Origin of the sequence: Cognatilysobacter bugurensis, from assembly GCF_014652095.1 — a bacterium.
In the GTDB taxonomy this organism is placed as follows: domain Bacteria; phylum Pseudomonadota; class Gammaproteobacteria; order Xanthomonadales; family Xanthomonadaceae; genus Cognatilysobacter; species Cognatilysobacter bugurensis.
The window spans coordinates 89,328-115,906 of the sequence record NZ_BMYD01000006.1; the positions used below are offsets into that span (position 1 = coordinate 89,328).

The following is a 26,579-nucleotide window of genomic DNA, read 5'->3' on the forward strand; positions in this document are numbered from 1 at the left end:
TTGCGGCCCGGTGACGATTCGCTATTGCGCGGCGTTCGCCCGCAGGAACACCCGGCCGTCGTGCACGTCCACCTCAACCGCGCGCAGCGTCTGGCCGCGGCACGGGCCGGACACGCATTCGCCACGCAGCAGTTCGAAGCCCGCACCGTGCGCGGCGCACACCAGCAGGCCGTCCTTGCTCTTGAGGAACTGGCCCGGCGACCAGTCGAGACGCCGGCCGGCATGCGGGCAGACGTTGAGCCAGGCGCGCACCGCGTCGCCTTCGCGAAACAGCACCAGCGACTCGGGCTCGTCGTCGATGCTCGCCTCGACCTCGGCGAAGCCGCCGTCCGCGATGCGGTCGAACTCGATCAGCCACTCGCGCTGCGCGTTGCCGCGCTCGTTGTGACCATCGTCTCCGTTTAACGAACCCCTCACACGCCTGCTCCGCGTCGCATCGATACTCGCCGGTCCCGGCTCCGCGCCGATTGTGTCATGTGCCCTCCGATGTTCGCGTACGCCCGACTCTTCCTGTCGAGCCGCTTCGGCTCGCGTCGTCCCGATCCCCGCCACGTGCTGTCCGCGCTGCGCACGCTGCTCGAGCCGCGCAAGCCGCGGCACCGCGCACTGCGCGTGCTGCTCGGTGTGGTCGGTGTGCTGCTGCTGGCCGTGCTTGCGGTCGTCGGCATCGCACTCGGTGCATTGATGCTCATGTGCGGCCTGGGTTACCGGATGCTGCGCGGCAGCCCGCGTCGCGAACGCGTCACGGCCACCCGCGTCGTCGACGGCGAGTACCGCGTCGTCGCGCGGCCCGTGCTGCCTTCGCATTGATCGGGCGGTCACGATCGTGGCCGACGTGATCCCGGTGCCGGCGCCAGTGCGCATTCCCGTTCGCGGCAGCGGCACGCTCTCCAGCGGCCGCTTTCCCGTGCGCCGCATCCACTGCGTGGGACGCAACTTCGCCGACCATGCACGCGAAATGGGCGCGCAGGTTGCGGCCTCGCCCGCCGAGCGCGGGCAACCCGTGTTCTTCACGAAGCCGGCCGACGCGATCGTGCTTGACGGCGTCGTGCCGTACCCGCGCGCCACGCGCGAGCTTCACCACGAGGTCGAACTCGTCGTCGCGCTCGGCGCCGATGCACCCGAGGGCGTGCTTGATCCGTCGGAGGCCGATGCCCTCGTGTTCGGCTATGCGATTGGGCTCGATCTCACGCGTCGCGATCTGCAGGCCGCGATGAAGGCCAAGGGCCTTCCTTGGGACATCGCAAAGGCGTTCGATGCGTCCGCGCCGGTCAGCGAAATCGTGCCTGCGCGCGAAGTCGGCTCACTCGCCTCGCGTTCGATCACGCTGGATGTCAACGGCACGCGGCGCCAGCACGGTGCGCTGCATGACCTCGTGTGGTCCGTGCCCGAGATCCTGCACGAACTCTCGCGCCTCTACGCGTTGCGCGCGGGCGATCTGATATTCATGGGCACGCCGGCCGGTGTAGGGCCGCTCGTCCCGGGTGATCGATTCGAGGCGCGCCTCGACGACATCGTGTCGCTCACGGGCCGGGTCACGGGAGCGATGCCGCCGGCCTGACTCCTCTAGGACCGGTGGCATGCGCCTGATCAGCGAATTCCGTAAATTCATCGCACGCGGCAACGTGGTCGACCTCGCCATCGCGGTCGTCATCGGCGCAGCGTTCAACAAGATCGTCACCGCGCTGGTCGACGGCGTCATCATGCCGACGATCGCGACGATCACCGGCGGCGTCAGCGTCGACGACTGGAAGTACGTGGTGAAACCGGCGCGTGTGTCGCCGACGGGCGAGGAACTCGCCGAAGTCGCGATCCTCTACGGCCACGTTCTGCAGACCGTGATCGACTTCCTGCTCATCTCGTTCGTGATCTTCCTGGTGCTGCGCGTCTACAACCGCGTGCGCAGCCACGAAGACGAGAAGGCCGAGAAGAAGCCGATCGAAACGCCCGAGGACGTGAAGCTGCTGCGCGAGATCCGCGACCTGCTCAAGCAGCCGCGCGCAGGCTGACGCCGGGCTGGAGCTCGGGCGTCAATCGGCCTTGTACGGCCGCAGCGCGCCGGGCTTGTGGATCGCCGTGCTGCCGGTCTTGTCGCTGCGCACGCGGTACTGCGGCTCGTCCTTCGTTGCATGCGCGGTGTGGCCGCCTGCCTGCGCGCTTGCGGTCACCGTGCCGACGATGGTGCCGTGCGTGGTGCCCTGCGACGTGTTCCATTCCACGGCGTCGCCCTTCTGGAATTTCGGTGTGTCGTTCGACATGGCCGGCCTCGTGCGCGATGCAACGCTGCGGGATGCAGCGACGTCATGGTGCCCGGTGCAGGTTCACGCATTGTCGAGCCCCGTTCAGCGCGATCCAGCCAGATCGCGCACACAAGGCCGCGCGGCAGCGTCGTGCTGCCGGCAGCCCATGATTGATACCCTCGGCGGCTTCATTCGAGGGAGACATGCCATGCGGGCTTCGATGTGGGCGACGGCGGGCCTGTGCGCCGGGCTGATGATGGGCACCGTGCAGGCGGCGCCGCGCGAGACGCGCATTCCCGACGCTGCGCTGCAGACGGCCGCGCAGTTGCGCGAGAAGGCGCTGGAAAGCGAGCTCGGATACCGCATCACCGAATCGTTGACGACCGAGGTCGGCCCGCGTCTGGCCGGCAGTGAAGCCGACGCACGCGCGGTGAAGTGGGCCGAAGCGAAGTTCCGCGAACTCGGCTACGACAAGGTGTGGCTGGAGCCGGTCACGTTCCCGAAGTGGGAGCGCCGCAGCGAAAGCGCGCAGGTGCTCGGCGCGAACGCGCAGCCGCTCACGGTGAGCGCGCTCGGCGGCAGCCCGGGCGGCACGGTCGAAGCCGAGGTCGTGCGCTTTGCCGATCTCGCTGCGCTGGAGGCGGCGCCCGCGAGCTCGCTTGCCGGCAAGATCGCGTTCGTCGATTACGAAATGAAGCGCGCACGCGACGGCAGCGGCTACGGCCCGGGCTCGCGGGTGCGCAGCCGCGGGCCGTCGACCGCGATCGGCAAGGGCGCGATCGGCTTTCTGATGCGCTCGGCCGGCACCGACTCGCACCGCAATCCGCATACCGGCATCACCCGCTTCGACGAAGGCCTGATGCCGATTCCGTCGGCCGCGCTCTCGGTGCCCGATGCGCAACAGCTCACGCGCCTGCTCGCGCTTCGGCCCCAGCGCGTGCGCCTGTCGATCGACGCGGGCTGGAACGGCACGGCGACCTCGCACAACGTGATCGGCGAGATCACCGGGCGCAGCAAGCCGAAGGAGGTCGTCGTCATCGGCGGGCACCTGGACTCGTGGGACCTCGGCACCGGCGCGGTCGATGACGGCGCGGGCATCGGCATCACGATGGCCGCCGGCGCGTTGATCGGCCAGCTGCCGAAGCCGCCGGCGCGCACCGTGCGCGTCATCGCGTACGCGAACGAGGAGCAGGGCCTGCACGGCGGCAAGGCGTACGCCGAGAAGCACGCGGGCGACCTCACCCGCCATCAGATCGCGGCGGAAAGCGACTTCGGCGCGGGCCGCATCTACGCGTTCGCGACGTCCGCGCCGGAGCATGCGAAGGCCGCCGAAGCTCAGATCGCGCAGGCGCTCGCGCCGCTCGGCATCGAGCACACGCCCGGCAAGGGCGGGCCTGGCCCGGACCTGGGCCCGTTCGTCGAAAAAGGCATGGCCTGGGCGAACCTGCGTCAGGACGGCACCGACTACTTCGACCTGCACCACACGCCGGACGACACCTTCGACAAGATCGATCCGCAGGCGGTCGCGCAGAACGTCGCGGCGTACGCGGTGTTCGCCTACCTCGCCGCAGCGGCCGAAGGTGACTTCGGCAGCGCGCCGACGGCAGCGGCACCCGCGAAGTAGGTTCGACGAGGGGCATCGATGAGCGCCCTCAGGCGTGTCGCACTGCACCGTGCAGCATTGCGACGCGCTTCGATGCGGGCCGCATGGCCGATGCAAGCGCTGCGCGCTCGCGCGGTCGCGCGGTCGCGCTCAACGCTCGCGCCAGCGCATCGACCCTCCCCGGCCCTGCATCGGCATGTGCAGGACCGCGCCCTGGCGTCGGCTAAGCTGAGGCCATGATCCGACAGCGATACGACGAATCCGGCGGTGTGTCGGTCGATCCGGTCACCGCGCTGTACCGGCTCGGCGCGGGCGGGCCGAACCTTCACACGGTGCTGTCCGCTGCCTCGGCGACCGGCCGCCGGGTCGCGCTGTTGCACATCGACGTGGACCGGTTCCGCTCGATCAACGAGAACATGGGCGAACTCGTCGGCGATCAAGCGCTCGCCGCGATCGCGCAGCGGCTGCACAAGGCGATGCCGAGCGGCAGCTGGCTGTGGCGGCTCGGCAGCGACGAGTTCCTGGCCGGCATCGGCTACCGCCATGACGAGCCGGACGGCAGCGTGCTCGCCGAGCGCCTGCGCGATGCGTTCGAGACGCCGCTGTCGATCCCGCCTTATTCGCTGCCGGTCACGCTGTCGATCGGCATCGCCGTCCACCCCGACCACGCGCAGGACGCCGCCTCGTTACTGGCCACGGCCGAGCAGGCGATCCGCCGCGCGAAGCACGACGGCCCGAACGGCGTCGGTCTGTTTTCGATCGAGCACACCGCACCGGCGCAGAGCGATGACCTGTCGCGGCGCTTCGTCGAGGCGATCGCGAACAGCGAGTTCCGGTTGTTCCACCAGCCCGTCGTCAATGCGCACGATGGCAGCATCGCGGGCTTTTCGACCGTGCTGCGCTGGCAGACCGAGCAACAGGGGCTGCTGCGGCCGAACCGCTTCCTGCAGCTCGTCGAACGTGTCGGATTGTCGGCGCGCGTGGGCTATTGGGTGGCCGAGGGCGCGATGCGGCAGCTCGCGCAGTGGCGCGAGCAGGGCCTCGACTACCTCAGCATGTCGGTGCACCTCGCGAGCCCGATGCTCACGCGACCGGACTGCCTCGACCAGATCGGCGAGCTGCTGCACCGCTTCAACCTGCCCGGCGAATCGGTGGAGTTCGAGATTGCCGAAAGCGTGCTGGGCCTGGACGCGCGCGATGTCTACGACACGCTGGCGGGGCTGCGCCGTCTCGGCACGACACTGACGGTGCAGGACTTCGGCATGGGCGGGCTCAGCTTCGCCGCGCTCGCGCAGTACCCGCTCGACCGGCTCAAGATCGACCGCAGCTTCATCCACCACGTCGAGAGCGACCCGCGCAGCGCCGCGATCGTGCGCGGCATCATCGCGATGGGACATCGCCTCGGCATGCGCGTGACGGCCAAGGGCGTGGAGAGCGAAGCCGAGCTCGGCTTTCTGCGCCGCAACCACTGCGACTTCTTCCAGGGCTACCTGTTCGCGCCGCCGCTGCCGGCCGAAGAACTGGGCGAACTCATCCGCCGCCGTTTCCTCTTGCCGAAAGCATTCGCCGCGACCAAGCCCGAGCGCACGCTGCTGCTGCTCGACGACGAGGAGAACGTGCTGCGCTCATTGGTGCGGCTGTTCCGCCGCGACGGCTACCAGATCCTCACCGCGAACAGCGTGGCCGAAGCGTTCGACCTGCTCGCGAGCAACAGCGTGCAGGTCATCCTGTCCGACCAGCGCATGCCCGACATGAGCGGCACGGAGTTCCTCACCCGCGTGCGGGACCTATATCCGGACACCGTGCGGATGGTGCTGTCGGGCTACACGGACCTGGCGACGATCACCGAGGCGATCAACCTCGGCGCGATCTACCGCTTCCTGACCAAGCCCTGGAACGACGACGAGCTGCGCGAACACATCCGCGATGCATTCCGGGCACACGAACGCCGCGCGCAGGGCGAGACGGCGTTCTGATCAGCCGAGCCGCCGGGCGCCGGCGCGTCGGTCGTGCCTTGCGCATTCGGCGCGGTTACGCGTCAGCGGTTAGGCGTCGGCGCTCTCGAGGCGCGGCTGCTTGACCGGCAACACGATCTTGAACGTGCTGCCGAAGCCGAGCCGGCTGCTGACTTCGATGCGCCCGTGGTGCTTGGCGATGATGCCGTAGCAGATCGCAAGCCCAAGTCCGGTGCCGCGACCGATCGGCTTCGTCGTATAGAACGGGTCGAAGATGCGCGCGAGCGATTCGTCGGGAATGCCGCAGCCGCTGTCGGCGATGCTGATCCAGGCCTCGTCGCCGTCGGTGCCGGTCGCGACCGTGATCGTGCCGCGCTCGGCAATCGACTGGCCGGCGTTGATCAGCAGGTTCATGAAGACCTGGTTGATCTCCGAGGCATGGCATTCGACGTTCGGCAGCTCGCCGTAGTGCTTTTCGAGCCGCACCTTGTACTTGAGGTCGTTCCACACGATGTTGAGTGTGGAATCCAGGCCCTTGTGCAGGTCGACCGGGCGCATCGGCTCATCGCGGCCAACGTGCGAGAACTCCTTGAGGTCCTGCACGATCTTCGTCACGCGCTCGATGCCCTCGCGCGACTCGTCGAGCAGCTGCGGCAGGTCGCCGACGATGAAGTCGATGTCGAGCCGCTCGCGCACCTGCTGTAGCTGCGGCGCGGCCTGGTGTTCGTCGCCGATCTCGCGCCCGTAGGCCTCGACGAGGCTGATCAGCGCGCCGGTGTAGTCGCGCAGCGTGCCGAGGTTGGAGTGCACGTAGCCGATCGGGTTGTTGATCTCGTGCGCGACGCCCGCGGCGAGCTGACCGATCGAGGCCATCTTCTCGGTCTGCAGCAGTTGCTCCTGCGTGCTCGCGAGCCGGCGGTAGGTGCGCTCGAGCTCGTCGTGGCGGCTCGTGAGTTCACGCTCGCGCGCGATGCGCTCGGACACGTCCTCGATGACGATGAAACGGCGCATTTCGCCGTGGCGCAGGCCGCAGTAGGCCGAGGCCTGCAACACGATGGCGTCGCCGATCGCGATGTCGCTGCGCCAGCGGCCGACGCCGGAGCCCGGCTGCCAGGCGTCGCGCGGCAGGCGTGCGAGCAGCGACTCCGGCTCCGGCCGGTCGGGATCGACCTTCGCGGCGAGCGCGTGCGCGGCCGGGTTTGCGTGCGTGATGTGCAGATCGCCGTCGACGAGCAGGACGGCGGCATCGAAAACCGAGAGCGCCCAGAGCAGGTCTTCGCTCCAGACGGGGTGCTGCGGTGACGTGGTGCTGTGACTCATCCGACTCCGAGACAGCGCGCCTGGGGGCGGGCGCCGGGCTGTCCGGAGGCATCGTACACGGCAGAAGACTCGACGCGGCCGAGATGGCGCAGCGCCCAGCTGACCTCGCGACGGCGGCGCGCGAGGAGAACGTGGTTGGCCTGATTGAGCTCGCTGAGCCGGCTCACGCGCGCGGGCTCGGCAGTGCCCGCGGGCATGCCTTGGAGCACGCGCACCGCCACGAGCTTGGCCTGCGTGCAGCGCAGCAACGCCTCGACATCGTGCTCGAGCAACGCGCGACGCTCGTCGTGCAGCGCGGTTTCCAGCTCGGTCAAGGCGTCGGACACGGGGAATTCCTCAGGAGAGCGCGCGCTCGAGGTCGAGCATGCGGTTGGCAATGGCCTGCGAGTCGATGCGATAGCTGCCGTCCGCAATCGAGGCGCGGACCGCGTTGACGCGATCCATGTCGATCCCGGCCGGTGCAGCGCCCAGATCGCGCGCAAGGGTCTGCAGGCCGGTGGCCTCGCCGGTCAGGCGCAGGCTGTCGGCTTCGGGTGTGGCGGCTACGGGAGCGGAGCGAGTGGCACCTGCGCGCGCGCTCTGCGCGGCCGCGGCTGAACCGGTTTCCACCATTCGCATGGGCGCCGCAGCACCGTCGATCTTCGTCATCACAAACTCCAACTAAGCCTCGGATATGCCCAGTAACGGCTCGGGCTGAGAGAACTTTAGGGATCTGTGAGGGACTTGGCGAAAAGCCCGCCGAGGGCCAAAAGTGACGCGGAGCGCCTACCGCCCGAAGCCGTAAACCTTCGTCAAAACAGGCATTTACCTGCTCCAACCGTGACCGCGCACGTCCGGAGCGGTACATCCTCCGGTGCGCTCTAAGCTGAACCGTACGAGGCGCGTTCATGGTCTGCTTACCGCATGATCTCGACGACGCCCGGTGCCGACACGCGGCCGCGCACGACGCGCCGCGAGTCGACGTTCTCGGCCGACACGATGCCACCTGCGCCCGCCGGACCCAGCGCGCGACCGGCCATGCGCACCTCCACGCCGCCGACGCGCGTCAGCAGCACGACCGGGTCCCCGCGCCGCAGCGGCGGGCCCTGCATCACGTCGGTGGCTGTCAGCGTGGTGCCTGCGGCCATCGCCTTCGAGGGGGTCATGCCGACGAGCTGCGCAGGATCGGTGAACGCCGGTGCCGTGCCGGCACCGAGATCACGCCGCTGCACGACAAGCTGATCCGCACTGATCGGCTGCCCTGCCCGCACCGGCCCGCGCAACACGACGACGTCCGCTTCGCGCCGCACGCGCACCGGCACATAGAGCTTCCAGCCGGGCGCGTCGGCGCAGCGCACCTGCGCGGTCTGAGCACCGGTCGCGACGGCCTCCAACGGCTGCGTGCACTGCGGAAAGCGCAGGGTCGCGGCAACAGAGGCGGTCGCCGCCGCAGGATCGGCGCCGAGCGCGGCGATCGCGGCCGCGCGGATGTCGTCGACCGAATGCGGCGTGCGGGCTGCCGCGTATGTCGCAAACAGCACGAGCGCCGCGGTCATGCTTCGGATCGGCCAGGGGTGGATGCGCGAGTTCGGTGCCATGCCAAGACTAGGCAAGCGCCGTGCCTTGCAGCGCTGCCATAGAGCAAGGACAGGCTTGCACCGCGCGACGCGGGCTCGACGTCGCACTTTCCTGCGTGCCGTGCCTGCGGCCCTCAAGGATGCGTGGCGGCCGCCGACAACGCCGCCATGAGCCGAGATCTTCTGGACCGCATCGACCAACGCACCCGCCTCGCCGGTCACAACCGGCTTGCGCTGCTGCTGTTCCGCCTTGGCACACGTCAGCTTTTTGGCGTCAATGTCTTCAAGGTGCAGGAAGTGCTGCCGCGGCCGGGGCTGTTCCGCCTGCCGCAGCTGCCGGCTGCGTTCGCGGGCGCCGCGGACGTGCGCGGGCGTACCGTGCCGGTGCTCGACCTGGCACGTGTGATCGGCCACGAGACCGAATCGGGCGAGCCGCGCTACCTCGTCGTCACCGAGTTCAACCGCTCGGTCCAGGGCTTCCTGGTGTCCGGTGTGGAGCGCATCGTCAACATCGCGGTCGAGGACATCCACCCGCCGCCGGAACTCGGCAGCGAGACGAACTACCTCACCGCCGTCACCCGCTACCAGGGCGAGCTGATCCAACTGATCGACGTCGAAAGCGTGCTCGCCGACTCCGCCCCGCGCGAGTCCGACGGGATCACGATCGCCCCGCTCGCGGTGCCGGCGAACGTGCAGCGCGAGGTGCTCGTCGTCGACGACTCGCGCGTGGCGCGCAACCGCATCCACTGGGTGCTCGAGCAGCTCGGCCTGTCGGCGACGCTGCTGTCGGACGGCCGCCAGGCACTGGAGCACCTGCAGGCGATCGCGCAGTCGGGCACGCGCCCGTCGGATCGATACGCGATGGTGATTTCCGACATCGAGATGCCGGCGATGGACGGCTACACATTGACGACGGAAATCCGTCGCGACCCGGCGCTCAACAATATGTTCGTGCTGCTGCACACGTCGCTGTCGGGCGTGTTCAACCAGGCGATGGTCGAGCGCGTGGGCGCCGACGACTTCGTGCCGAAGTATTCCGAACAGGAACTTGCCGACCGCATTGCAACGCGGATCGCCGCGCTCGCGTAAGCGAAACCCGGGCCGCCCGACGACGGCCCGCGGCCGGGACAGGCCGCCACACGGCACAGGGCCGCTGCTGGCGGCCATCGATCTGATCGCCCTGCTCGCGTCTGCGGGCAGCTCGAAGCGCGGTGGACGCTTGATGGGCCACCCATGGCCGTCCGCGCCTGCTCCGACTGAATCGTTGCCGCCACTGGATGCTCGTGGCACGCCACTTGCCTTGTCTTCCGCAGATCCATCCGCGGGAGCGGGCGATGAGCGATTCACTGACAGGCAAGAACTTTCTCGGTATCCACGGCACTGCGCTTGCGCTGCGTGAGCAGCGGCTGCAGTTGTTGGCGGCCAACCTTGCCAATGCCGACACCCCGGGCTTCAAGGCCCAGGATCTCGATTTCAACGCCGCGCTGAACGCAGCGCTGCAACCCGGCGCGGGTGCGGCCGGCGGCGACGCGATCAACACCGCGGTCGGCGCCGCCCAGTTCGCGCGCGTCACCACGCAACCCAGCCTCGACGGCAACACCGTCGAGGGCGAACGCGAGAACGCCGCATTCGCGAAGGCCGCGCTCGAGTACCGCGCTTCGATGTCGTTCGTCGAATCCAAAGTCCGGTCGATGCTGACCGCGATCACCGGTCAGTAAGGGATCTCATGAGCAGCCTGCCCATCTTCGACGTCGCCGGCTCGGCGATGACCGCGCAGTCGGTGCGCCTGAATACCGTCGCCAGCAATCTGGCGAACGCGAATTCGATTGCCGGCGCGCCCGATGCGGTCTACCGCGCGAAGCAGCCGGTGTTTTCGGCCGAAGCCGTCGGCGCCGACCCGGCTCTGAACGGCGTAAAGATCACCGAAGTGCGTGAGAGCGAGGCCGCGCCGATCAAGCGCTACGAGCCCAGCCATCCGCTTGCCGATGCGCAGGGCTATGTCTACGCGCCCGACATCGATCCTGTCGCGCAGATGGTCGACATGATCTCGGCCTCGCGCAGCTACCAGGCGAACGTCGAGGTGTTCAACACCGCCAAGGAATTGGCGAACGCGACTTTGATGATGGGCAAGTAATGCACGTGCCCGCCTTTCCACCTGACGCACCGGGGTGCGCATGACCACGATCACCAACAACAGCGACGCACTCACGTCGCTCGGGCTCGCCGCGCCGCAGAAGAAGCGCTCGGGTGACATGGGCCAGGCCGACTTCCTGCGCCTGATGACCGAACAGCTCAAGAACCAGGACCCGCTCAAGCCGCTGGAAGGCTCGCAGTTCCTCGGCCAGCTCGCACAGTTCTCCACCGTGCAGGGCATCGAGAACATGCAGAAGTCCCTCGGCGCGGTTGCCAGCGTGATGGAGTCCGACCAGACCCTGCGCGCCGCCGCGCTAGTCGGGCACGACGCGCTCGTCGACGCCTCGACGGTGTCGCTGCAGGCCGGTGCCGGCATGCGTGGCGAGATCGTCGCGCAGGGCGCGGGCCCGATGCAGGTCGACATCGTCGACGCGGGCGGCCAGGTCGTGCAGCGCATGACCGTCAATTCGACCGGCGCCGGCAATGTCCCGTTTGCCTGGGATGGCCGCGCCGCGAACGGCAACGCCGCCCCCGCGGGCCGCTACACCGTGCGCGCTGCCGCGGGCAGCGGCGCCGACGCCGAAGCACTTGATGTCCGCGTCGCCGCGCGCGTGGACAGCGTCTCGATCGAAGCGACCGGCCTCGTCCTCAACCTTAACGGACTCGGCAGCCATCCGCTGTCCGCGGTCCGCCGCATCGGCTGAGCCGCTGCGCCCCCGACACCCAGGAGCCCATCATGAGTTTCCGTATTTCGCTCAGCGGTATGAACGCGGCCTCGTCCGACCTCAACGTCACCTCGAACAACATCGCGAACGCGAACACCACCGGTTTCAAGGAATCGCGCGCCGAGTTCGCCGACGTGTACGCAGTCTCGGCCTACGGCGGGTCGCAGAACGCGATCGGCGCCGGCGTGCGCCTTGCGAAAGTGGCGCAGCAGTTCGGCCAGGGCAACATCGACTTCACCGGCAAGACGCTCGACATGGCGCTCTCTGGCCGCGGCTTTTTCACGCTGTCGAACCAGGGCGCGCAGGTGTACTCGCGCGCCGGCAATTTCGGTGCGGATCGTGATGGCTTCGTCGTCAACCCGGCCGGGCATCGCCTTCAGGTCTACGCGCCCACCCCGTCGGGCGTGGGCTTCGAGATGGGCCGCATGACCGACCTGCGCCTGTCGACGAACGACTCCCCGCCGCGGGCCACGGCGTCGGTCGACGTGCTGACCAACCTGCCGGCGAACGCGACGCCGCCGACGATCACCCCAATCGATCCGAACGACCCGGCGACCTACAACCACACGACCTCGCTGACCGTGTACGACTCGCTCGGCGCGTCGCACAGCCAGTCGATTTACTACGTCAAGACTGCCAATCCGAACGAGTGGCAGATGCACACGTACGTCGACGGCAATGCAATTGGTGGCCCGCAGACGCTGCAGTACTCGGGCACCGGCGCCCTGGTCGCACCGGTCGGCGGCCGTGTGAACCTGCCTCCGTACGATCCGGGCAATGGCTCGGTGCCGATGAGCATGACGCTGGAACTCGGTGATTCGACTCAGTACGGCGAGCGCTTCGCCGTGGCCTCGCTGTCGCAGGACGGCTACACCACCGGTCGCCTGAGCGGCGTGGAAGTCTCGGCCGAAGGCGTCGTCAGCGCGCGCTACACGAACGGCGTGTCCACGCCGCTGGGCCAGGTGGCGCTGACGAACTTCTCCAACCCGCAGGGCCTGACCTCGCAGGGCGACAACGTGTGGTCCGAGAGCTTCGAGTCGGGCCAGCCGCGCCGCGGTGCGGCCGGCGCGTCCGATTTCGGATCGGTGCAGGGCGGTGCGCTCGAAGCGTCGAACGTCGACATGACGGCGCAGCTGGTCAACATGATCACCGCGCAGCGCAACTTCCAGGCGAACGCGCAGATGATCTCGACGCAGGACCAGATCACCCAGGCCGTGATCAACATCCGCTGACGACGCGCTGCACGTCCCGCACGCGGGCTGCAGACAGAAAGCCGCGCCTTCACCGGTGCGGCTTTTTTTTGCGCGCGACGCAGGTCCGGCGCCGCGGCGGGAAGCCGACACAAGCGCGGCACGCGGCTTGCACCGCTCCGCGCAACGCCATTGGCGAACCCGTGAACCCGCATGACCGACCGTGCCCTTTATGTCGCGATGACCGGTGCCAGCGCCTCGCTGCGCGCACAGGCATCGGTATCGCACAACCTCGCCAACACCGACACCGTCGGGTTCCAGGCCACGATGAGCGGCACGGTGGCCGCGCCGATCGATGGCGAAGGCCACCGCACGCGCGTCAACGCCGGTTTCCAGAACCTCGGCGTCAGCGGCGCCCGCGGCCACATCATGACCACGGGTAACCCGCTCGATGTCGCGCTGCATGCCGACCGCTGGCTGGCCGTGCAAGCCACCGATGGCACGACCGCCTACACCCGCGCCGGCAACCTGCAGGTGACGCCGAACGGCCTGCTGACTACGCGCAGCGGCCTGCCGGTGCTCGGCCCCGACGGCGCGCCGGTGGCGATTCCGCCGAACGATTCGATGAGCATTGCCAGCGACGGCACGATCTCGGTCGTGCCGCAGGGCCAGCCCGCCGCGACGATCGCGACCGCCGGCACGATCGGCGTCTTCCAGGCGACGCAGTCGCAGCTGGTGCGCGGCGACGACGGCCTGTTCCGCCCCGCTCCGGACGTGCAGCCGGCACTCGCGACCGGCGCGTCGATGACCCCCGGCGCACTCGAAGGCAGCAACGTCGAGGCGACTACGGCGCTCGTGTCGATGATCGAGCTCTCGCGCCATTTCGAAATGCAGGTACGCGTCTTGCAGACCTCCGACGAGAACGCCCGTTCGGCGAACTCGCTGCTGTCCTCGCGCTGATTTTCCGGCGCTCGCCCACCGCACATGACTGAAACAGGATCACCGCCATGACCCAGGCTCTGTGGATTGCCAAAACCGGCCTCGATGCGCAACAGACGCGCATGGCGGTTACGTCCAATAACCTCGCCAACGTCAATACCGCAGGCTTCAAGCGCGACCGCGCGAGCTTCGAGGACCTGCTGTACCAGACCGTGCGCCAGCCCGGCGGCGCGACCAGCGAGCAGACCCAGCTGCCGACCGGCCTGCAGGTCGGCACCGGCGTGCGCGTGTCGGCGACCGCCAAGAGCTTTGCGCAGGGCAACCTGGCGCAGACCGGCAACGCGCTCGACGTCGCGATCAACGGCCGCGGCTTCTTCGAAGTGATGATGCCCGACGGCAGCACCGCGTACACGCGCGACGGCAGCTTCCAGATCAATGCGCAGGGCGAACTGGTCACGAACCAGGGCTACGCCGTGCAGCCCGGCCTGCAGATCCCCGAGGGCGCGCAGAGCGTGACGGTCGGCGCCGACGGCACGGTCAGCGTGCAGGTCTCCGGACAGCCCGAGCCGGTCCAGGTCGGCGCGCTGACGCTCGCTGACTTCGTCAATCCCGCCGGCCTGCAGGCCAAGGGCGAGAACCTCTACGTCGAAACCGGCGCCAGCGGCCCCGCACAGAGCGGTGCACCGGGCCAGGGCGGCGCAGGCCTGCTGATCCAGGGCTCGCTCGAAGGCTCGAACGTCAACGTGGTCGAAGAGCTGGTGTCGATGATCGAAACGCAGCGTGCGTACGAGACCAACGCGAAGGCGATCTCGACCACGGACCAGATGCTCGCCTACCTCAACAACAACCTGTGATCGCCGCAATGAGCCGTGTCCCGCTGCAGTTCGCCCGTCACGCGCTGGTCTTGGCGGTGGCGCTGGCCGCCCTGCCCGGCTGCGCGACCGTCGGTGCGCTGCAGGGCGACGTCAAACCGTTCGCGCCGGTGCCGAATGCGCCCGGCACGCACGCCGCCGTCGCTGCGCAGCAAGCGGCCGCGGGCGGCTCGATCTATGCCGGCGCGAACGCCGGTGCCACGTCGACCGGCTCGATCTACGCCGCCTCGCAGGGACCGCGCCTGCGCCTGTTCGAAGACAACAAGGCGCGCGACGTCGGCGACCTGCTGACGATCGTGCTGGTGGAAAGCACCGAGTCGCGCACCCGGGCCAACACGGCGGTCACCAAGGACGCGGGCGTGGGCATGGGGGTGCCGAACATCGCCGGCTCGTCGGTCACCTACAAGGGCCGCAACATCCTGCAGGCCGAAGTCGAAGGCAGCCGCGAGTTCGCGGGCGGTGGCGTGTCGACGCAGAGCAACGAGCTGGCCGGCGACATCACCGTGACCGTCGTGCAGCAGCTGCCAAACGGCAACCTGCTCGTGCGCGGCGAAAAGATGATGCGCCTGAACCAGGGCGACGAGCTGGTGCAGGTGCAGGGCGTGGTGCGCCCGGCCGACATCGGCCCGGACAACCGCATCGCGTCCAACCGCATTGGCGATGCGCGCATCGTCTATGGCGGCAAGGGCACGCTCGCGCGCTCGAACGCGATGGGCTGGCTGGGCCGCTTCTTCAATTCCGCGCTGTTCCCGTACTGAGGCTTCGCCATGCGCCGTTTTTCCGTCGTGCTCGCCGCGTTCGCGCTGGCATTTACTGCGCTGCCGGCTTCGGCCGAGCGCATCAAGGACCTCGCGCAGGTCGCCGGTGTGCGCGGCAACCCGCTCGTCGGCTACGGCCTCGTGGTGGGTCTGGACGGTTCGGGTGACCGCACCAGCCAGACACCGTTCACCGTGCAGAGCATGAAGGCGATGCTCGAACAGCTCGGCGTCACGATTCCGCCGGGCGTGAACCCGCAGCTCAAGAACGTCGCGGCGGTGGCGATCCACGCCGAACTGCCGGCGTTCGCGAAGCCGGGCCAGACCATCGACGTGACGGTTTCCTCGATCGGCAACGCAGGCAGCCTGCGCGGTGGCAGCCTGCTGATGGCGCCGCTCAAGGGCGCCGACGGCCAGGTCTACGCGATCGCGCAGGGCAGCCTGGTCGTCAGCGGTTTCGGCGCCCAAGGCCGCGACGGCTCGCGCATTTCGGTCAACGCACCGAACGGCGGCCGCATTCCGAGCGGCGCAATCGTCGAGCGCGCGGTGCCCGGCGCCGCGCCCGGCGGCAGCGTCACGCTGAACCTGCACCAGAACGATTTCACCACTGCCGCGCGCATCGTGTCAGCGGTGGACGCGGCATTCGGCGCCGGCCACGCGAAGGCGCTGGACGGCGTCACGATCGAGATCACGCCTCCCGCGGGCGATCGCATCGCGTTCCTGTCCAAGCTCGAATCTCTCGACATCAGCCCGGGCGCGTCCGCGGCGAAGGTCATCGTCAACTCGCGCACCGGCACGGTGGTCATGGGCGGCAGCGTCACGGTCATGCCGGCGGCGGTCGCCCACGGCTCGCTCACCGTCACGGTCAGCGAGACGTTCAACGTCGACCAGCCCAATCCGCTGACGGGTGGCGCCACGGTGGTGACGCCGCAGTCGACCGTCACCGCGAACGCCGACGGCAGCCGCATGTTCATGTTCAAAGGCGGCACCTCGCTGGAGGCGATCGTGCGCGCGGTCAACGCGGTCGGCGCGGCGCCGGGCGACATCGTGGCCATCCTCGAGGCACTCAAGCGCGCAGGCGCGCTGCGCGCCGAACTGGAAGTGATCTGACTCCCACTCCGCGCCCGGCTCACTGCAGTTCGCGCGCTCGCTGCCGATAAACCCCTCATGCAAGTCTCCGTCGTCCCGAGCATCACGCCATCACCGAGGGCCGCAGGTCGGCAGCGGCGTGCGCGTGCTGCACGGGCCGATGCCCTTCTGCCGGCCGGCGCGCCGCATCTGCGGCCGTGCCGGCAAGCCGTCGCGGTGGTGCCCACGCTTGCGGCACGTGACTTGCACCGGAGCTGACATGCACCTGCGATCCGTCACCCCACTGCCGCTGACCCCGTCGACCGAGACGCCGCGCGCCCGGATGGAAGAGGCCGCGCGTGGGCTGGAAACCCAGTTCGCGCACATGCTGATCAAGTCCATGCGCTCGACCACCGGCGGCGATCCGCTGGGCGGCAACAACACCACATACCGCGAGATGTACGACCAGCAGCTCTCCAAGGAGCTGACCAAGGGCCGTGGCCTGGGCCTGGCGCCGGTGATCATGCGCCAGCTCGAACGCAGCACCGCACCGGCCCCGGCGGCACTGCCGACCGGCCCGATGCCGCTGCGGCTGCCGGCCTCGCCAATGGCGATGTCGATGGCGATGCCGAGCTCCGGTGGCTTGAACCTCGCAATGCCGGGCAACGGCGCCATGTCGCTCGCGCCCGCCACCAGCGGTGTATCGATCCGGGCCTCGGCGCCGGTGGCTGCGCCGCCGCTGCCCGCAATGCCGAAGGCCGCGGCCCCGGGCGAAGTCGGCTGTGACCCCACTGCCCCGCTCGACTGCAGCAGCCCCGAAGCGTTCGTGCGCTCGATCTGGCCGCATGCGCAGAAGGTCGCTGCCGAACTCAAGGTGCCGGCCAAGGCGCTGGTCGCCCAGGCTGCGCTCGAGACCGGCTGGGGCCGGCGTCTGGCGGGCGGCAACGGCCAGGCGACGTCGCACAACCTGTTCGGCATCAAGGCGACGGGTCGCTGGCTCGGAGAGAAGGTCGTCTCGGGCACGCACGAGTTCGTCAACGGCGTGCGCAAGAACGTGCGTGATGCATTCCGCGCGTACGGCTCGGCCGGCGAGAGCTTCAACGATTACGCGCGCCTGATCAGCGGCAGCCGGTATGCGGCGGCCCGCGGCACCGGCGACGACGTCCACGGCTTCGCAAGCGCGCTGCAAAAAGCCGGCTATGCGACCGACCCGTCGTACGCCGCCAAGATCAGCGCGATCGCAAACGGCGCCACCCTCAATCGCGCGTTGGCCGGCCTGCCCGGCGTCACACCCAAGGGATAAATGATGAGCAGCGTGCTTTCCACCGGTACTTCTGCCCTGCTCGCGTTCCAGCGCGCACTCAGCACCGTCGGCCACAACGTCGCAAACGCGGCAACGCCCGGCTACAGCCGCCAGAGCGTCGAACTCGCTTCGCGGCCCGGCACGTCGGTCGTGGGCCTGCAGATCGGCTCCGGCGTCGAAGTCGCCAAGCTGCAGCGCCTCGCGGACGGACTGGTGTTCGCGCGCCAGATCGACAGCAGCGGCGAAATGGGCCGGCTGCAGCAGGTCTCGTCGCTTGCCGGCCGCGTGGACGCGCTGCTGACCGACCCCGCGACCAGCCTCTCGCAGCCGTGGTCGGCGTTCTTCTCGGCCGCGCAGGGCGTGTCGTCCGAGCCGACCTCGACGGTCGCGCGCACGGCGATGCTCGACACCGCCGACCAGCTTGCCGGCCGCTGGCGCTCGCTCGATTCGCAGCTCTCGCAGATGGGCAGCGAAACCAACCAGCGCATGATGACCCAGGTCGCCGAGGTCAACCGCCTCAGCGGCGAGATCGCGAAATACAACCTCGACATCGTCGCGGTCGGTGGCAACGCCGCGCCCGACCTGCTCGACGCCCGTGCGCTGCGCATCGATCAGCTCGCCCGCCTCGTCGGCGCCGAGACGGTGCCACAGGACGATGGCTCGCTCAACGTATTCACCGGGGGCGGCCAGCCGGTCGTGCTCGGCACCAAGGTGTCGTCGCTCGCGACGGTGCCCGACCCGTACCGCCCCGATCGCCTGCAGTTCGCACTCGCCGGCCCGAACGGCACGGTGCAGTTGCCGGCCGGCAGCGTCTCCGGCGAGATCGGCGGCCTGCTCGAATTCCGCGACCGCGTGCTGGACCCGGCGCGCGCCGAACTCGGCCGCCTGGCGACCGCGTTCGCGACCACGTTCAACCAGGTCCACAGCGCAGGCATCGACTCGGCCGGCAACCCGGGCGCGAACATGTTCTCGCTGCGCACCCCGACCGCCGAGCCGCACTCGGCCAACACCGGCACTGCGACGTTCACCGCCGCCGTCGCCGATGTCGGCGCGCTGCAGTCTCCGGATCTCGTGCTGCGCTTCGACGGCGGCACCTGGAGCGCGAACCGCGCCGACACCGGCGCGGCGGTCGCGATGGCCGGCGCCGGCACGTCGGCCAACCCGTTCCGCGTGTCCGGCCTCAGCCTCACGGTGTCGGGCACGGCAAGCGCGGGTGACCGCTTTGCGCTGAACCCCACCTCGGGCGCGGCCAGCGGCATGCAGCTCGTGATGCGTGACCCGGGCGGCGTCGCCGCCGCATCGCCCGTACAGGGCCGTGCCGACACCACCAACCTCGGCACGGCGCGCGTGCTCAGCACGCAGGTCACCGATCCGGCTGCGTTCGCCGGCTTCTCGGGCGCGACGGTCGAATTCATCGATGCGACCCAATACACGGTCGACGGTGCCGGCCCGTTCCCCTACTCGTCCGGTTCGCCGATCGCGAACGGCGGCTGGTCCCTGGCGCTCGAAGGCGCGCCGGCGGCCGGGGACACGTTCACGCTCTCGCCCACGCCGCCGCGCTCGGCCGACAACGGCAATGCGCGCGCCATGGCCGCGCTCGACCAGCGCCGCATGCTCGACGGCGGCAACACCAACGTCGTCGAAGGCCTGGGCCAGCTGACGGCACGCGCCGGCAGCCAGGCCCGCCACGCCGAGCTGTCGGTCGAAGCGCAGCAGGCGATCCACAACCAGGTCGTCGCCGAACGCGAATCTGTGTCGGGCGTAAACCTCGATGAAGAAGCCGCCAACCTGCTGCGCTATCAGCAGGCCTACCAGGCCGCCGCGCAGGTCATCGCGACCGCCGACACCCTGTTCCAGACCCTGATCGGAGCGATCCGCCGATGACCCTGAGAATCTCCACCGCCGCCCTGCATTCGCAGGGGCTGCAAGGGCTGCTGAAGCGGCAGTCCGACGTCGCCCGCACCCAGCAGGAAATGGTCACGGGCAACAAGCTCACGCGCGCCGCGCAGGACCCCAGCGGCGCCGCGCAGGCCCAGCGCATCGACCATGCGGTCGCAATGCTCGACGGCTTCGAGCGCAACGCCAGCCTGCTGCAGAGTCGGCTCGAGCAACAGGAGTCCGCACTCAGCGATTCCGGCGACCTGCTCGGCCGCGCGCGCGATCTCGCGGTGCAGGCGAACAACGCGTCGTTGTCGTCAGCCGACCGGCGCATGGTCGCACTCGAAATCCGCCACCTGCGCAGTGAGCTGTTGTCGGTCTCCAACCGCGACGACGGCACCGGCCGTGCGCTGTTTGCCGGCCGCGTCGATGGCGTACGCCCGTTCGTCGAATCGGGCGGCACCGTCAGCTACGCCGGCGACGATGGCCGCAACATGCTCGACGTCGGCCCCGATCTCGCGCTCGCCGATGCCGAGCCCGGCAGCGACGTGTTCATGCGCGTGCGCACCGGCGACGGCACGGTGCGCGGCACCCCCGCATCGACGAACGCCGGCAACGTGCTGATGCAGGGCGCGCAGGTGGTCAACTTCGGCACCTGGGCCGGTGCGCCGATGCGCATCGAATTCACCGCACCCGACGCATACCGCATCGTCGACTCCGGCGGCGCGGTGCTGAGCACCGGCGCATACACCAGCGGCGAGTCGATCACATTCGGCGGCGTGCAGACGCGTTTGAACGGCACGCCCGCCGTCGGCGATTCGTTCACGGTCGAACCGGCACCGACGCGCGACGTATTTGCGACGTTGGAGCAACTGGCCGATGCGCTCGACATGCCGGTTGCCTCCGATGCCGAGCGTGCACGCCAGAACAACCTGATCGGCGGCGCACTCGGCGATATCAGTACGGCACAGAACCACGTGCTCGGCCTGCGTGCCGGCACGGGTGCCCGCCTCGGCGCGATCGACGAGGCCGGACATCAGCGCGAAGCGCAGAACGAATCGCTCCGCACCAACCTGTCCGATCTGCGCGACGTCAACTACGCCGAAGCCACGAGCCGACTCAGCCTGCAGCTGACCGCGATCGAAGCCGCGCAGCGGACCATGCTGCGCGTGCAGCAACTGTCGCTGTTCGACCGCCTGGGCTGATCGCCGCGCACGCCGCACCATGCGGCTGCGTACAGCCCGCCATAGCACGCAGTGGCCGCCCTCGGCGGCCACGAACAGCCGCAAAAGCCCGGTAACCGCGCACGAATCGCAATCGATCGCGCGGCTCGTGTTCACCCGCTTTTGCATCGCCACTTGCTGACATGCCGCCCAGGAAGTCGAGCCTGTTACGGCGTCGGCATGGCCGCAGTCTATGGATTACCCCACCGCGGGGGCGCGCGTGCGCAACCCTCGGCCAATGCGACGGATCACCGCAGCACTTGCCTGTGCGCTGGTATCGCCGATTGCTGCCGCGTCGAACGCATCGCTGCCGGGCATGCGCGGGGATCTCTACGGATGGATCGCGGCCGCTGCCAGCGCCACGGTGCTGATTGCCGGGTTCGAATACGCCCATCGGCGCCCGCGCGTGCGCAATCGCATCGCCCGTGGCGACCGCAGCCTGCGGCTGTTGATCCTCGCGGTTGTCGTGCTGTTCGTCGGCGGCGTCGTCGCAAACCTGTTCTTCTCGCTGCGCAACACGCACGAGACGCTGCTCGATGAAGCGCGCGACGACACCGCCAACCTCGCGCTCGCCGTACAGCAGCAGCTGTCCGGCCTGATCGATGACATCGATTTCTCGATGTCGATCGTGGCGCGCAGCGCGCCTGCGCAGGCCCTCCCCGGCACGGCCGATGCCACCGTCGCCGAGGAAATGCTCACAGGCATGGCAAGGCACCTGCCAGCCGTGCAGGCAATGTGGGTGGTCGACGCCGGCGGCCGCATCGTCCATCGCAGCCGCGACATGCCGCGTCGCGCCGAGGCCGCCATCGCGGGCCACCTGCAGCTGCACCAGCAGCGCAACACCGACGCACTCGCGTTCGGACGGCCGATGCCGGATGGACCCGGTCGCTGGTTCATCCCGGTCAGTCGCCGCATGAAGCGGCCGGACGGGCGCTTTGCAGGCATGGTCGTCGCCGCGTTGCGACCGGGCTACATCGCCCGCCAGACCAGCGCGCTCGACCTCGGGCGCGAGGGCGTGGCGGTGCTCATGAGCACGGACGGCGTGGTCATGCAGCAGGCCGCGCTGCCGTCGACAATGATCGGTCGGCCGATAGAACCCACGCCACGCTTCATCGCGCTTACGCGCCGCGCCGACACCGGCAGCTATCGCACCGCGCACCCGTTCGACGGCGTCGACCGCATCATCAGCTACCGTCGCCTGCCGGGTCGGCCGCTGGTCGTGCTCGCCGGTGTCGGCGTCAACGAGGTGTTGGCCCCTTGGCGGCAGACGGCGGCGACCTACATCGCCGGCTCACTGCTGCTGCTCGTGCTGTTGACGCTGCTCGGCGTGCGCCTGTGGCGCGAACTGCAGCGCCGCGCCGAGCACCAGACATTGATCGCGCGCCTGGAGCGCACGCGGCGGCTGCAGGCCGGTATCAGCTCGCTGATCGTGCGCGCCACCACGCGCAGCGAGTTGTTCGAAGGCACCTGCGACGCAGCGGTACGACATGGACGCCTGGGCGCCGCTTGGATCGACATGTTCGATCCGGCGACCGGCACACTGAGCACGGTGGCGTCGGCCGGCAAGGACGTGGGCCAGCTGCTTTCTCAGCCCGCCACGCTCAACGACGACGGCAGCGGCATGGCGGTGGAGACGTTCGTCTCGGGCCAGACGGTCGTCAGCAACGACCTGGCCACGCGCACCGACCGCAGCCCGCGACGCCAGTGTGCCGTCGCGCTCGGCTACCGCTCCAAGATCACGCTGCCGCTGCTGCGCCGCAACGAGCCGCTGGCCACGCTCACCCTGCTCGCGCGTCCCGTCGGTTTTTTCACCGCTGAAGAAACCCGCACGCTCGAGCACCTCGCCGCCGACCTGTCACACGCGCTCGACCACCTCGCCGCGGTCGAGCGTGTGAACTACCTTGCGCTGCACGATGCACTGACCGGCCTGCCGAACCACACACTGTTCATCGACCGCACCGCGCAGCGCCTGCGCCGCGCCGCCGAGAGTGACCTGCGCTGCGCGGTGGCGAAGATCGACATCGAGCGGTTTCGCCAGATCAACGCGACCGCGGGCCGCGAAGCGGGCGACACGGTGATCCGCCTGATCGCGCAACGGCTGACGACCGCACTGGGCCGCGACGCGGTGCTCTCACGCCCCGAGCGCGACCACTTCATGTTCCTCATCGACGAGGCCGGCTCCGAAGCGGAGATCGCCTCGGCGGTGCACAAAGCGCTGCAGGCCTGCAGCGACGCGCCGATGAACGTCGATGGCCAGGCGCTGCACATCTCGGTGCGTGCGGGCGTGTCGCTGTACCCCGATGACGGGCGCGACACCGAGACGCTGGTGCGCAACGCCGAGGCCGCGCTCGCACGCGCCAAGCACATGCGCGAACGCATGGTGTTCTACGCACCGGCGATGAATGCGCGCGTTGCCGAGACGCTGCTGATCGAGAACAAGCTGCGCAGCGCGCTCGAGCGCGGGCAGTTCGCGCTGCACTACCAGCCCAAGTTCGACGCGCACAGCGGCGCGCTGTGCGGCCTGGAGGCGCTGATCCGCTGGAAGGACCCCGACGAAGAAGGCCTGATCCTGCCCGCCCGCTTCGTGCCGCTTCTCGAGGAAACCGGCCTGATCCTGCCGGTTGGCGAGTGGGTGATGAACGAGGCACTGCGCGATTACCGCCGCTGGCGAGAGGCCGGCCTCTCGCCGCCGCGCATCGCCGTCAACGTGTCGGCGCTGCAGTTGCGCCAGGACTCGTTCACGCGCTCGGTGCGCAGCGCGGTCGGCGGCGCCGACCATGCCGAGCGCGGCCTTGAACTCGAGATCACCGAAAGCATGCTGATGACGCGCGTGGAGAGCAACGCGGACAAGCTCGATGCGATTCGCGACATGGGCGTGTCGATCGCGATCGACGACTTCGGCACCGGCTACTCGTCACTGCAGTACATCGCGCGTTTGCCACTGGACACGCTGAAAATCGATCGCTCGTTCGTCGCAGGCATGACGCGCAACACGACCGACCGCGAGATCGTCGCCAGCGTGATATCGCTTGCGCACCAGCTTCACCTGAAGGTCGTGGCGGAAGGCGTGGAGTCGAACGAACAGGCGCAACTGCTGCAGCAGCTTTCCTGCGACGAAGTCCAGGGCTTCCTGTTCAGCCCGCCATTGCCACCAAGCCGCGTGGAAGCATTGATGCGCTCGAGCCGCCGCTTGGACCCGCCCGCGGCGCTGCATTGAACCGCTGCACGAGGCGGTTTGCATGATCCCGCGGATTGCCTGCCCACGGCTGCCGCGCGGCTGGCCGGGCACATGCGGAGCGTTAGCATCGACGTCCCCATCCACGAGCCCATCCCTCGATGAATGTCATTGACCTGCGCAGCGATACCGTCACCCAGCCGACGCCGGCGATGCGCGACGCGATGCTGCGCGCACCGGTCGGCGACGACGTCTACGGCGAGGACCCGACCGTCAATGCGCTGCAGCAGCGGCTTGCGGATGAGCTCGGCTTCGAGGCCGGGCTGTTCGTGCCCAGTGGCACGCAGTCGAATCTGCTCGCGCTGATCTCGCACTGTGCGCGAGGGGATGAATACCTCGTCGGCATGGACGCCCATGCCTACAAGTACGAAGGCGGCGGTGCGGCCGTGCTCGGTTCGATCCAGCCGCAACCCATCATGCATGCCGCGGACGGCACGCTGCCGCTCGACGACATCGAGCGCGCGATCAAGCCGGTGGACGCGCACTTCGCGCGTTCGCGGCTGCTGTGCCTGGAAAACACCTGGCACGGCCGGCCGCTGCCGCTTGAGTACTTTGCTCAGGCGCGGGCGCTGTGCGACCGGCGCGGGCTTTCGCTGCACCTCGATGGCGCGCGCGTCTACAACGCCGCGGTGGCCTGCGGCGTGCCGGTGCGTGAGATTGCACAACATTTCGACAGCGTGTCGGTGTGCCTGTCCAAGGGCCTCGGTGCCCCTGTTGGCTCGGTGTTGCTCGGGACTCAGGCGTTGATCGAGACGGCGGCGCGCTGGCGCAAGGTGTGCGGCGGCGGCATGCGGCAGGCGGGCATCCTCGCCGCCGGCGCCCTGCACGCGCTCGACCATCATGTCGCGCGCCTCGCCGATGACCACGCCCGCGCCGCGCGGCTCGCTAACGGTCTGCGCGATGCGGGCATCACGGTGACCGCGCAGCACACCAACATGGTGTTCATCGACGTACCGGTCGAACGGCTGCCGGCGTTGAAGCAGCAGATGGACGCGGCCGGCATCCGGCTGTCGATCGGTTACACGCCACTGGTCCGACTCGTCACGCACCTGGACGTGGACGACGAAGGCGTCGAGCGAACGGTCACCGCATTCCAGCAGTTTTCATCGCGGGCAGCATGAGTGCAGGCGCAGACCCGCCGCAGCGCGACTTCGATCACAGGACGGCTGCGTCACCCTGTATCGAGACGACGCGCGGCCGTTACCCAATACGCAGCCGGATAAACCGGATGTACAGTCCATTGCGGCGCGTGCAGCGCGCCACACCCGCCTCGACTCAAGACCATCGACGCCCATGACCGATACGGCTCCGTCTTCCAGCCGCGATGAATTCGAAAGCATGTACGAGAAGTACATGCTTCATCATCCGGCCGAGATCCGCGCACGCCTGCGGCAGCTGATCGACAAGCGCTGCACGGTGATGGTGCGCGCACCGGGCCAGGAGGACGTGACCACGGCCGCGCTGGCACTCGGCGAACGCAGCTTCTGGATCGACGTGCCGCGCAACGCCGAGCTGACTCCGCGGCTGCAAAGCGCGGAAAAATTGCGCTTTGAAAGCGCGATCGAACTCATCGGCGTGCGTTTCACCACCGGCCCGGCGCGGCTGGGCACTTACGAAGGCTTGCCGGCACTCGAGGTCGACCTGCCCGCAAAGCTCATCCATCTCCAGCGGCGCGATTACGTGCGCCGCGAACCGCTGAGCTCGCTTGATTGCAAGCTCAGCGTGCCCGCTGCCGCCGGCGGCGACCGCACGATCACCGCACGCATCGCCGACATCGGCGGCGGTGGCCTTGCGGTGCTGACCAGCGACGACACGGCCCTGCAGCCGGCCGTCGGCGACGAGCTCGAACACGTCGTGCTCGACCTGCCGGAGGATGGCCCGCTCACGGTGCGCCTGCGCGTGCAGCACGTCGCGAAATTCGATCAAAACGGGCGCACGGTGGTACGTGCCGGCTGCGCGTTCGTCCAGCTCAGCGCGCAGGACCAGGCGCGCCTGGTGCGCTATGTGATGCACCTCGACCGCCTGCACTCCATTCGACGGCGCGAACTCGGCGCCTGATCGACTCCCGCTCCGGGTTGCACCCTGCAGCCCAAAGCGTTCGCAGCGCCCGCCCCCCCGGGTGCGCTGCCTCGCATCTCGATCGCGGCTCAGACATCGCGTATCGCACGTTCCAGACCGCAAGTCGCATGCCGCGCATCGCACGCGCTGCGCCGGGTGCACCAAGACGTGCCCTGCATCGTTTCTCAAGCGTCAGTCGCAGCCCTCAAGTTCGGCGATGCACTGCCGACCGCGCGCGCTGCATGCAGTGATTGCGGTTGGGATCGAATTTGCATCCGACGCAAAAAACCCCCTAAAGCTTGACAAGGCGTTGCCGTTACTTATCTCAGCAGCGGCGCGGCACCAACCAGCCAACACCCTGCGAATTCCGGCACCGGCCCGCGCCGCCGCCGGACCTCACCTTCCAGGAGACCGCACAAATGTCCGTTATCAATACCAACGTGATGTCGCTGAACTCGCAGCGCAACCTGCAGACGAACAGCTCCAGCCTCGCCACCACCATCCAGCGCCTGTCGTCGGGCCTGCG

General features: G+C 68.9%; 27 protein-coding genes. 21 read left to right on the forward strand and 6 right to left on the reverse strand.

Going from position 1 to position 26,579, the window contains the following annotated elements:
- Nucleotides 1–21: 21 nt before the first annotated feature.
- Nucleotides 22–354 carry a Rieske (2Fe-2S) protein gene (locus IE075_RS14470; RefSeq protein WP_189457840.1) on the reverse strand — a complete coding sequence of 111 codons (333 nt, stop codon included), beginning with the start codon at nucleotides 352–354 and terminating at the stop codon, nucleotides 22–24.
- Nucleotides 355–486: 132 nt separating this feature from the next.
- Between IE075_RS14470 and IE075_RS14475 the strand changes: the two genes are divergently transcribed.
- The 3 genes from IE075_RS14475 to mscL are packed head-to-tail and all read left to right on the forward strand — an operon-like array spanning nucleotide 487 to nucleotide 2,009.
- Nucleotides 487–810: a hypothetical protein gene (locus tag IE075_RS14475; protein WP_229792552.1), complete on the forward strand. Its 324-nt coding sequence runs from the start codon at nucleotides 487–489 to the stop codon at nucleotides 808–810.
- 13 nt (nucleotides 811–823) lie between these two features.
- On the forward strand, nucleotides 824–1,561 hold the full coding sequence (locus IE075_RS14480; RefSeq protein ID WP_425489386.1) for a fumarylacetoacetate hydrolase family protein: 738 nt from the start codon (nucleotides 824–826) through the stop codon (nucleotides 1,559–1,561).
- Between the two features lie 19 nt (nucleotides 1,562–1,580).
- The gene (mscL, locus tag IE075_RS14485; protein WP_189457810.1) at nucleotides 1,581–2,009 is read left to right on the forward strand and encodes a large-conductance mechanosensitive channel protein MscL; all 429 of its coding nucleotides are present in this window, start codon (nucleotides 1,581–1,583) and stop codon (nucleotides 2,007–2,009) included.
- Nucleotides 2,010–2,030: 21 nt separating this feature from the next.
- On the opposite strand, the gene IE075_RS14490 is transcribed toward mscL, so the two are convergent.
- Nucleotides 2,031–2,258 (reverse strand): hypervirulence associated TUDOR domain-containing protein, encoded by a 228-nt coding sequence (locus tag IE075_RS14490; protein ID WP_189457811.1) that lies wholly within the window; start codon nucleotides 2,256–2,258, stop codon nucleotides 2,031–2,033.
- 235 nt (nucleotides 2,259–2,493) lie between these two features.
- Between IE075_RS14490 and IE075_RS14495 the strand changes: the two genes are divergently transcribed.
- A complete protein-coding gene (locus IE075_RS14495) occupies nucleotides 2,494–3,864 on the forward strand; it encodes a M28 family peptidase (RefSeq protein ID WP_229792558.1) in 1,371 nt (456 codons plus the stop codon).
- A 215-nt stretch (nucleotides 3,865–4,079) separates the two neighbouring features.
- The gene (locus tag IE075_RS14500; protein ID WP_189457813.1) at nucleotides 4,080–5,819 is read left to right on the forward strand and encodes an EAL domain-containing protein; all 1,740 of its coding nucleotides are present in this window, start codon (nucleotides 4,080–4,082) and stop codon (nucleotides 5,817–5,819) included.
- Nucleotides 5,820–5,888: 69 nt separating this feature from the next.
- Here the strand turns inward: IE075_RS14500 and IE075_RS14505 are convergent, their stop codons facing one another.
- The 4 genes from IE075_RS14505 to flgA all read right to left on the reverse strand — a co-directional run bounded on the left by IE075_RS14505 (nucleotide 5,889) and on the right by flgA (nucleotide 8,653).
- Entirely contained in the window at nucleotides 5,889–7,118 is a 1,230-nt protein-coding gene (locus IE075_RS14505; RefSeq protein WP_189457814.1) for an ATP-binding protein, read from the reverse strand.
- Nucleotides 7,115–7,444, reverse strand: a complete 330-nt coding sequence (locus IE075_RS14510) for a flagellar protein FlgN (protein WP_189457815.1) — start codon at nucleotides 7,442–7,444, stop codon at nucleotides 7,115–7,117. The genes IE075_RS14505 and IE075_RS14510 overlap by 4 nt, the downstream gene beginning before the upstream one ends.
- Before the next feature lie 10 nt (nucleotides 7,445–7,454).
- A complete protein-coding gene (gene flgM, locus IE075_RS14515) occupies nucleotides 7,455–7,766 on the reverse strand; it encodes a flagellar biosynthesis anti-sigma factor FlgM (RefSeq protein ID WP_229792553.1) in 312 nt (103 codons plus the stop codon).
- A gap of 248 nt (nucleotides 7,767–8,014) precedes the next feature.
- Nucleotides 8,015–8,653, reverse strand: a complete 639-nt coding sequence (gene flgA, locus IE075_RS14520) for a flagellar basal body P-ring formation chaperone FlgA (protein WP_229792554.1) — start codon at nucleotides 8,651–8,653, stop codon at nucleotides 8,015–8,017.
- A 189-nt stretch (nucleotides 8,654–8,842) separates the two neighbouring features.
- Here flgA and IE075_RS14525 point away from each other — a divergent pair, with 189 nt between their 5' ends.
- From IE075_RS14525 to IE075_RS14600, 16 genes are all read left to right on the forward strand, one after another.
- Nucleotides 8,843–9,763 (forward strand): chemotaxis protein, encoded by a 921-nt coding sequence (locus IE075_RS14525; RefSeq protein WP_189457817.1) that lies wholly within the window; start codon nucleotides 8,843–8,845, stop codon nucleotides 9,761–9,763.
- Nucleotides 9,764–10,008: 245 nt separating this feature from the next.
- On the forward strand, nucleotides 10,009–10,392 hold the full coding sequence (gene flgB / locus IE075_RS14530) for a flagellar basal body rod protein FlgB (RefSeq protein ID WP_189457818.1): 384 nt from the start codon (nucleotides 10,009–10,011) through the stop codon (nucleotides 10,390–10,392).
- 8 nt (nucleotides 10,393–10,400) lie between these two features.
- Nucleotides 10,401–10,808 (forward strand): flagellar basal body rod protein FlgC, encoded by a 408-nt coding sequence (gene flgC, locus IE075_RS14535; RefSeq protein ID WP_189457819.1) that lies wholly within the window; start codon nucleotides 10,401–10,403, stop codon nucleotides 10,806–10,808.
- A gap of 40 nt (nucleotides 10,809–10,848) precedes the next feature.
- Nucleotides 10,849–11,511: a flagellar hook assembly protein FlgD gene (locus tag IE075_RS14540; protein ID WP_189457820.1), complete on the forward strand. Its 663-nt coding sequence runs from the start codon at nucleotides 10,849–10,851 to the stop codon at nucleotides 11,509–11,511.
- A gap of 32 nt (nucleotides 11,512–11,543) precedes the next feature.
- Nucleotides 11,544–12,764, forward strand: a complete 1,221-nt coding sequence (gene flgE / locus IE075_RS14545; RefSeq protein WP_189457821.1) for a flagellar hook protein FlgE — start codon at nucleotides 11,544–11,546, stop codon at nucleotides 12,762–12,764.
- A gap of 171 nt (nucleotides 12,765–12,935) precedes the next feature.
- The gene (locus IE075_RS14550) at nucleotides 12,936–13,682 is read left to right on the forward strand and encodes a flagellar basal body rod protein FlgF (RefSeq protein ID WP_189457822.1); all 747 of its coding nucleotides are present in this window, start codon (nucleotides 12,936–12,938) and stop codon (nucleotides 13,680–13,682) included.
- Between the two features lie 47 nt (nucleotides 13,683–13,729).
- Nucleotides 13,730–14,515, forward strand: a complete 786-nt coding sequence (gene flgG / locus IE075_RS14555; protein ID WP_189457823.1) for a flagellar basal-body rod protein FlgG — start codon at nucleotides 13,730–13,732, stop codon at nucleotides 14,513–14,515.
- Nucleotides 14,516–14,523: 8 nt separating this feature from the next.
- The gene (flgH, locus tag IE075_RS14560) at nucleotides 14,524–15,291 is read left to right on the forward strand and encodes a flagellar basal body L-ring protein FlgH (RefSeq protein WP_189457824.1); all 768 of its coding nucleotides are present in this window, start codon (nucleotides 14,524–14,526) and stop codon (nucleotides 15,289–15,291) included.
- A 9-nt stretch (nucleotides 15,292–15,300) separates the two neighbouring features.
- Complete coding sequence (locus IE075_RS14565; RefSeq protein ID WP_189457825.1) at nucleotides 15,301–16,398, forward strand: flagellar basal body P-ring protein FlgI; 1,098 nt, start codon at nucleotides 15,301–15,303, stop codon at nucleotides 16,396–16,398.
- Between the two features lie 238 nt (nucleotides 16,399–16,636).
- Nucleotides 16,637–17,659, forward strand: coding sequence for a flagellar assembly peptidoglycan hydrolase FlgJ (gene flgJ / locus IE075_RS14570; RefSeq protein ID WP_189457826.1), 1,023 nt, complete (start codon nucleotides 16,637–16,639; stop codon nucleotides 17,657–17,659).
- Nucleotides 17,660–17,662: 3 nt separating this feature from the next.
- Nucleotides 17,663–19,543 (forward strand): flagellar hook-associated protein FlgK, encoded by a 1,881-nt coding sequence (gene flgK / locus IE075_RS14575; RefSeq protein WP_189457827.1) that lies wholly within the window; start codon nucleotides 17,663–17,665, stop codon nucleotides 19,541–19,543.
- The gene (gene flgL, locus IE075_RS14580; RefSeq protein WP_189457828.1) at nucleotides 19,540–20,742 is read left to right on the forward strand and encodes a flagellar hook-associated protein FlgL; all 1,203 of its coding nucleotides are present in this window, start codon (nucleotides 19,540–19,542) and stop codon (nucleotides 20,740–20,742) included. The genes flgK and flgL overlap by 4 nt, the downstream gene beginning before the upstream one ends.
- Before the next feature lie 256 nt (nucleotides 20,743–20,998).
- Nucleotides 20,999–23,977: a bifunctional diguanylate cyclase/phosphodiesterase gene (locus IE075_RS14585; RefSeq protein WP_189457829.1), complete on the forward strand. Its 2,979-nt coding sequence runs from the start codon at nucleotides 20,999–21,001 to the stop codon at nucleotides 23,975–23,977.
- A gap of 119 nt (nucleotides 23,978–24,096) precedes the next feature.
- A complete protein-coding gene (gene ltaE, locus IE075_RS14590) occupies nucleotides 24,097–25,116 on the forward strand; it encodes a low-specificity L-threonine aldolase (protein WP_189457830.1) in 1,020 nt (339 codons plus the stop codon).
- A 172-nt stretch (nucleotides 25,117–25,288) separates the two neighbouring features.
- Complete coding sequence (locus tag IE075_RS14595; protein ID WP_189457831.1) at nucleotides 25,289–26,053, forward strand: flagellar brake protein; 765 nt, start codon at nucleotides 25,289–25,291, stop codon at nucleotides 26,051–26,053.
- A gap of 419 nt (nucleotides 26,054–26,472) precedes the next feature.
- The coding region (locus IE075_RS14600; protein WP_484484284.1) for a flagellin N-terminal helical domain-containing protein at nucleotides 26,473–26,579 on the forward strand (107 nt) is incomplete at its 3' end.

What these genes read in the sequence shown, in the direction of transcription:
- IE075_RS14500 (WP_189457813.1), top strand. Translation starts at nt 4,080, where the DNA reads ATGATCCGACAGCGATACGACGAATCCGGCGGTGTGTCGGTCGATCCG.
- IE075_RS14495 (WP_229792558.1), top strand. Translation starts at nt 2,494, where the DNA reads ATGATGGGCACCGTGCAGGCGGCGCCGCGCGAGACGCGCATTCCCGAC.
- ltaE (WP_189457830.1), top strand. Translation starts at nt 24,097, where the DNA reads ATGAATGTCATTGACCTGCGCAGCGATACCGTCACCCAGCCGACGCCG.
- flgE (WP_189457821.1), top strand. Translation starts at nt 11,544, where the DNA reads ATGAGTTTCCGTATTTCGCTCAGCGGTATGAACGCGGCCTCGTCCGAC.
- IE075_RS14525 (WP_189457817.1), top strand. Translation starts at nt 8,843, where the DNA reads ATGAGCCGAGATCTTCTGGACCGCATCGACCAACGCACCCGCCTCGCC.
- IE075_RS14490 (WP_189457811.1), bottom strand. Translation starts at nt 2,258, where the DNA reads ATGTCGAACGACACACCGAAATTCCAGAAGGGCGACGCCGTGGAATGG.
- IE075_RS14550 (WP_189457822.1), top strand. Translation starts at nt 12,936, where the DNA reads ATGACCGACCGTGCCCTTTATGTCGCGATGACCGGTGCCAGCGCCTCG.
- IE075_RS14585 (WP_189457829.1), top strand. Translation starts at nt 20,999, where the DNA reads ATGCGACGGATCACCGCAGCACTTGCCTGTGCGCTGGTATCGCCGATT.
- flgA (WP_229792554.1), bottom strand. Translation starts at nt 8,653, where the DNA reads ATGACCGCGGCGCTCGTGCTGTTTGCGACATACGCGGCAGCCCGCACG.
- mscL (WP_189457810.1), top strand. Translation starts at nt 1,581, where the DNA reads ATGCGCCTGATCAGCGAATTCCGTAAATTCATCGCACGCGGCAACGTG.
- IE075_RS14540 (WP_189457820.1), top strand. Translation starts at nt 10,849, where the DNA reads ATGACCACGATCACCAACAACAGCGACGCACTCACGTCGCTCGGGCTC.
- flgM (WP_229792553.1), bottom strand. Translation starts at nt 7,766, where the DNA reads ATGACGAAGATCGACGGTGCTGCGGCGCCCATGCGAATGGTGGAAACC.
- IE075_RS14475 (WP_229792552.1), top strand. Translation starts at nt 487, where the DNA reads ATGTTCGCGTACGCCCGACTCTTCCTGTCGAGCCGCTTCGGCTCGCGT.
- flgL (WP_189457828.1), top strand. Translation starts at nt 19,540, where the DNA reads ATGACCCTGAGAATCTCCACCGCCGCCCTGCATTCGCAGGGGCTGCAA.
- IE075_RS14565 (WP_189457825.1), top strand. Translation starts at nt 15,301, where the DNA reads ATGCGCCGTTTTTCCGTCGTGCTCGCCGCGTTCGCGCTGGCATTTACT.
- flgC (WP_189457819.1), top strand. Translation starts at nt 10,401, where the DNA reads ATGAGCAGCCTGCCCATCTTCGACGTCGCCGGCTCGGCGATGACCGCG.
- IE075_RS14505 (WP_189457814.1), bottom strand. Translation starts at nt 7,118, where the DNA reads ATGAGTCACAGCACCACGTCACCGCAGCACCCCGTCTGGAGCGAAGAC.
- flgG (WP_189457823.1), top strand. Translation starts at nt 13,730, where the DNA reads ATGACCCAGGCTCTGTGGATTGCCAAAACCGGCCTCGATGCGCAACAG.
- flgB (WP_189457818.1), top strand. Translation starts at nt 10,009, where the DNA reads ATGAGCGATTCACTGACAGGCAAGAACTTTCTCGGTATCCACGGCACT.
- IE075_RS14595 (WP_189457831.1), top strand. Translation starts at nt 25,289, where the DNA reads ATGACCGATACGGCTCCGTCTTCCAGCCGCGATGAATTCGAAAGCATG.
- flgK (WP_189457827.1), top strand. Translation starts at nt 17,663, where the DNA reads ATGAGCAGCGTGCTTTCCACCGGTACTTCTGCCCTGCTCGCGTTCCAG.
- flgH (WP_189457824.1), top strand. Translation starts at nt 14,524, where the DNA reads ATGAGCCGTGTCCCGCTGCAGTTCGCCCGTCACGCGCTGGTCTTGGCG.
- flgJ (WP_189457826.1), top strand. Translation starts at nt 16,637, where the DNA reads ATGCACCTGCGATCCGTCACCCCACTGCCGCTGACCCCGTCGACCGAG.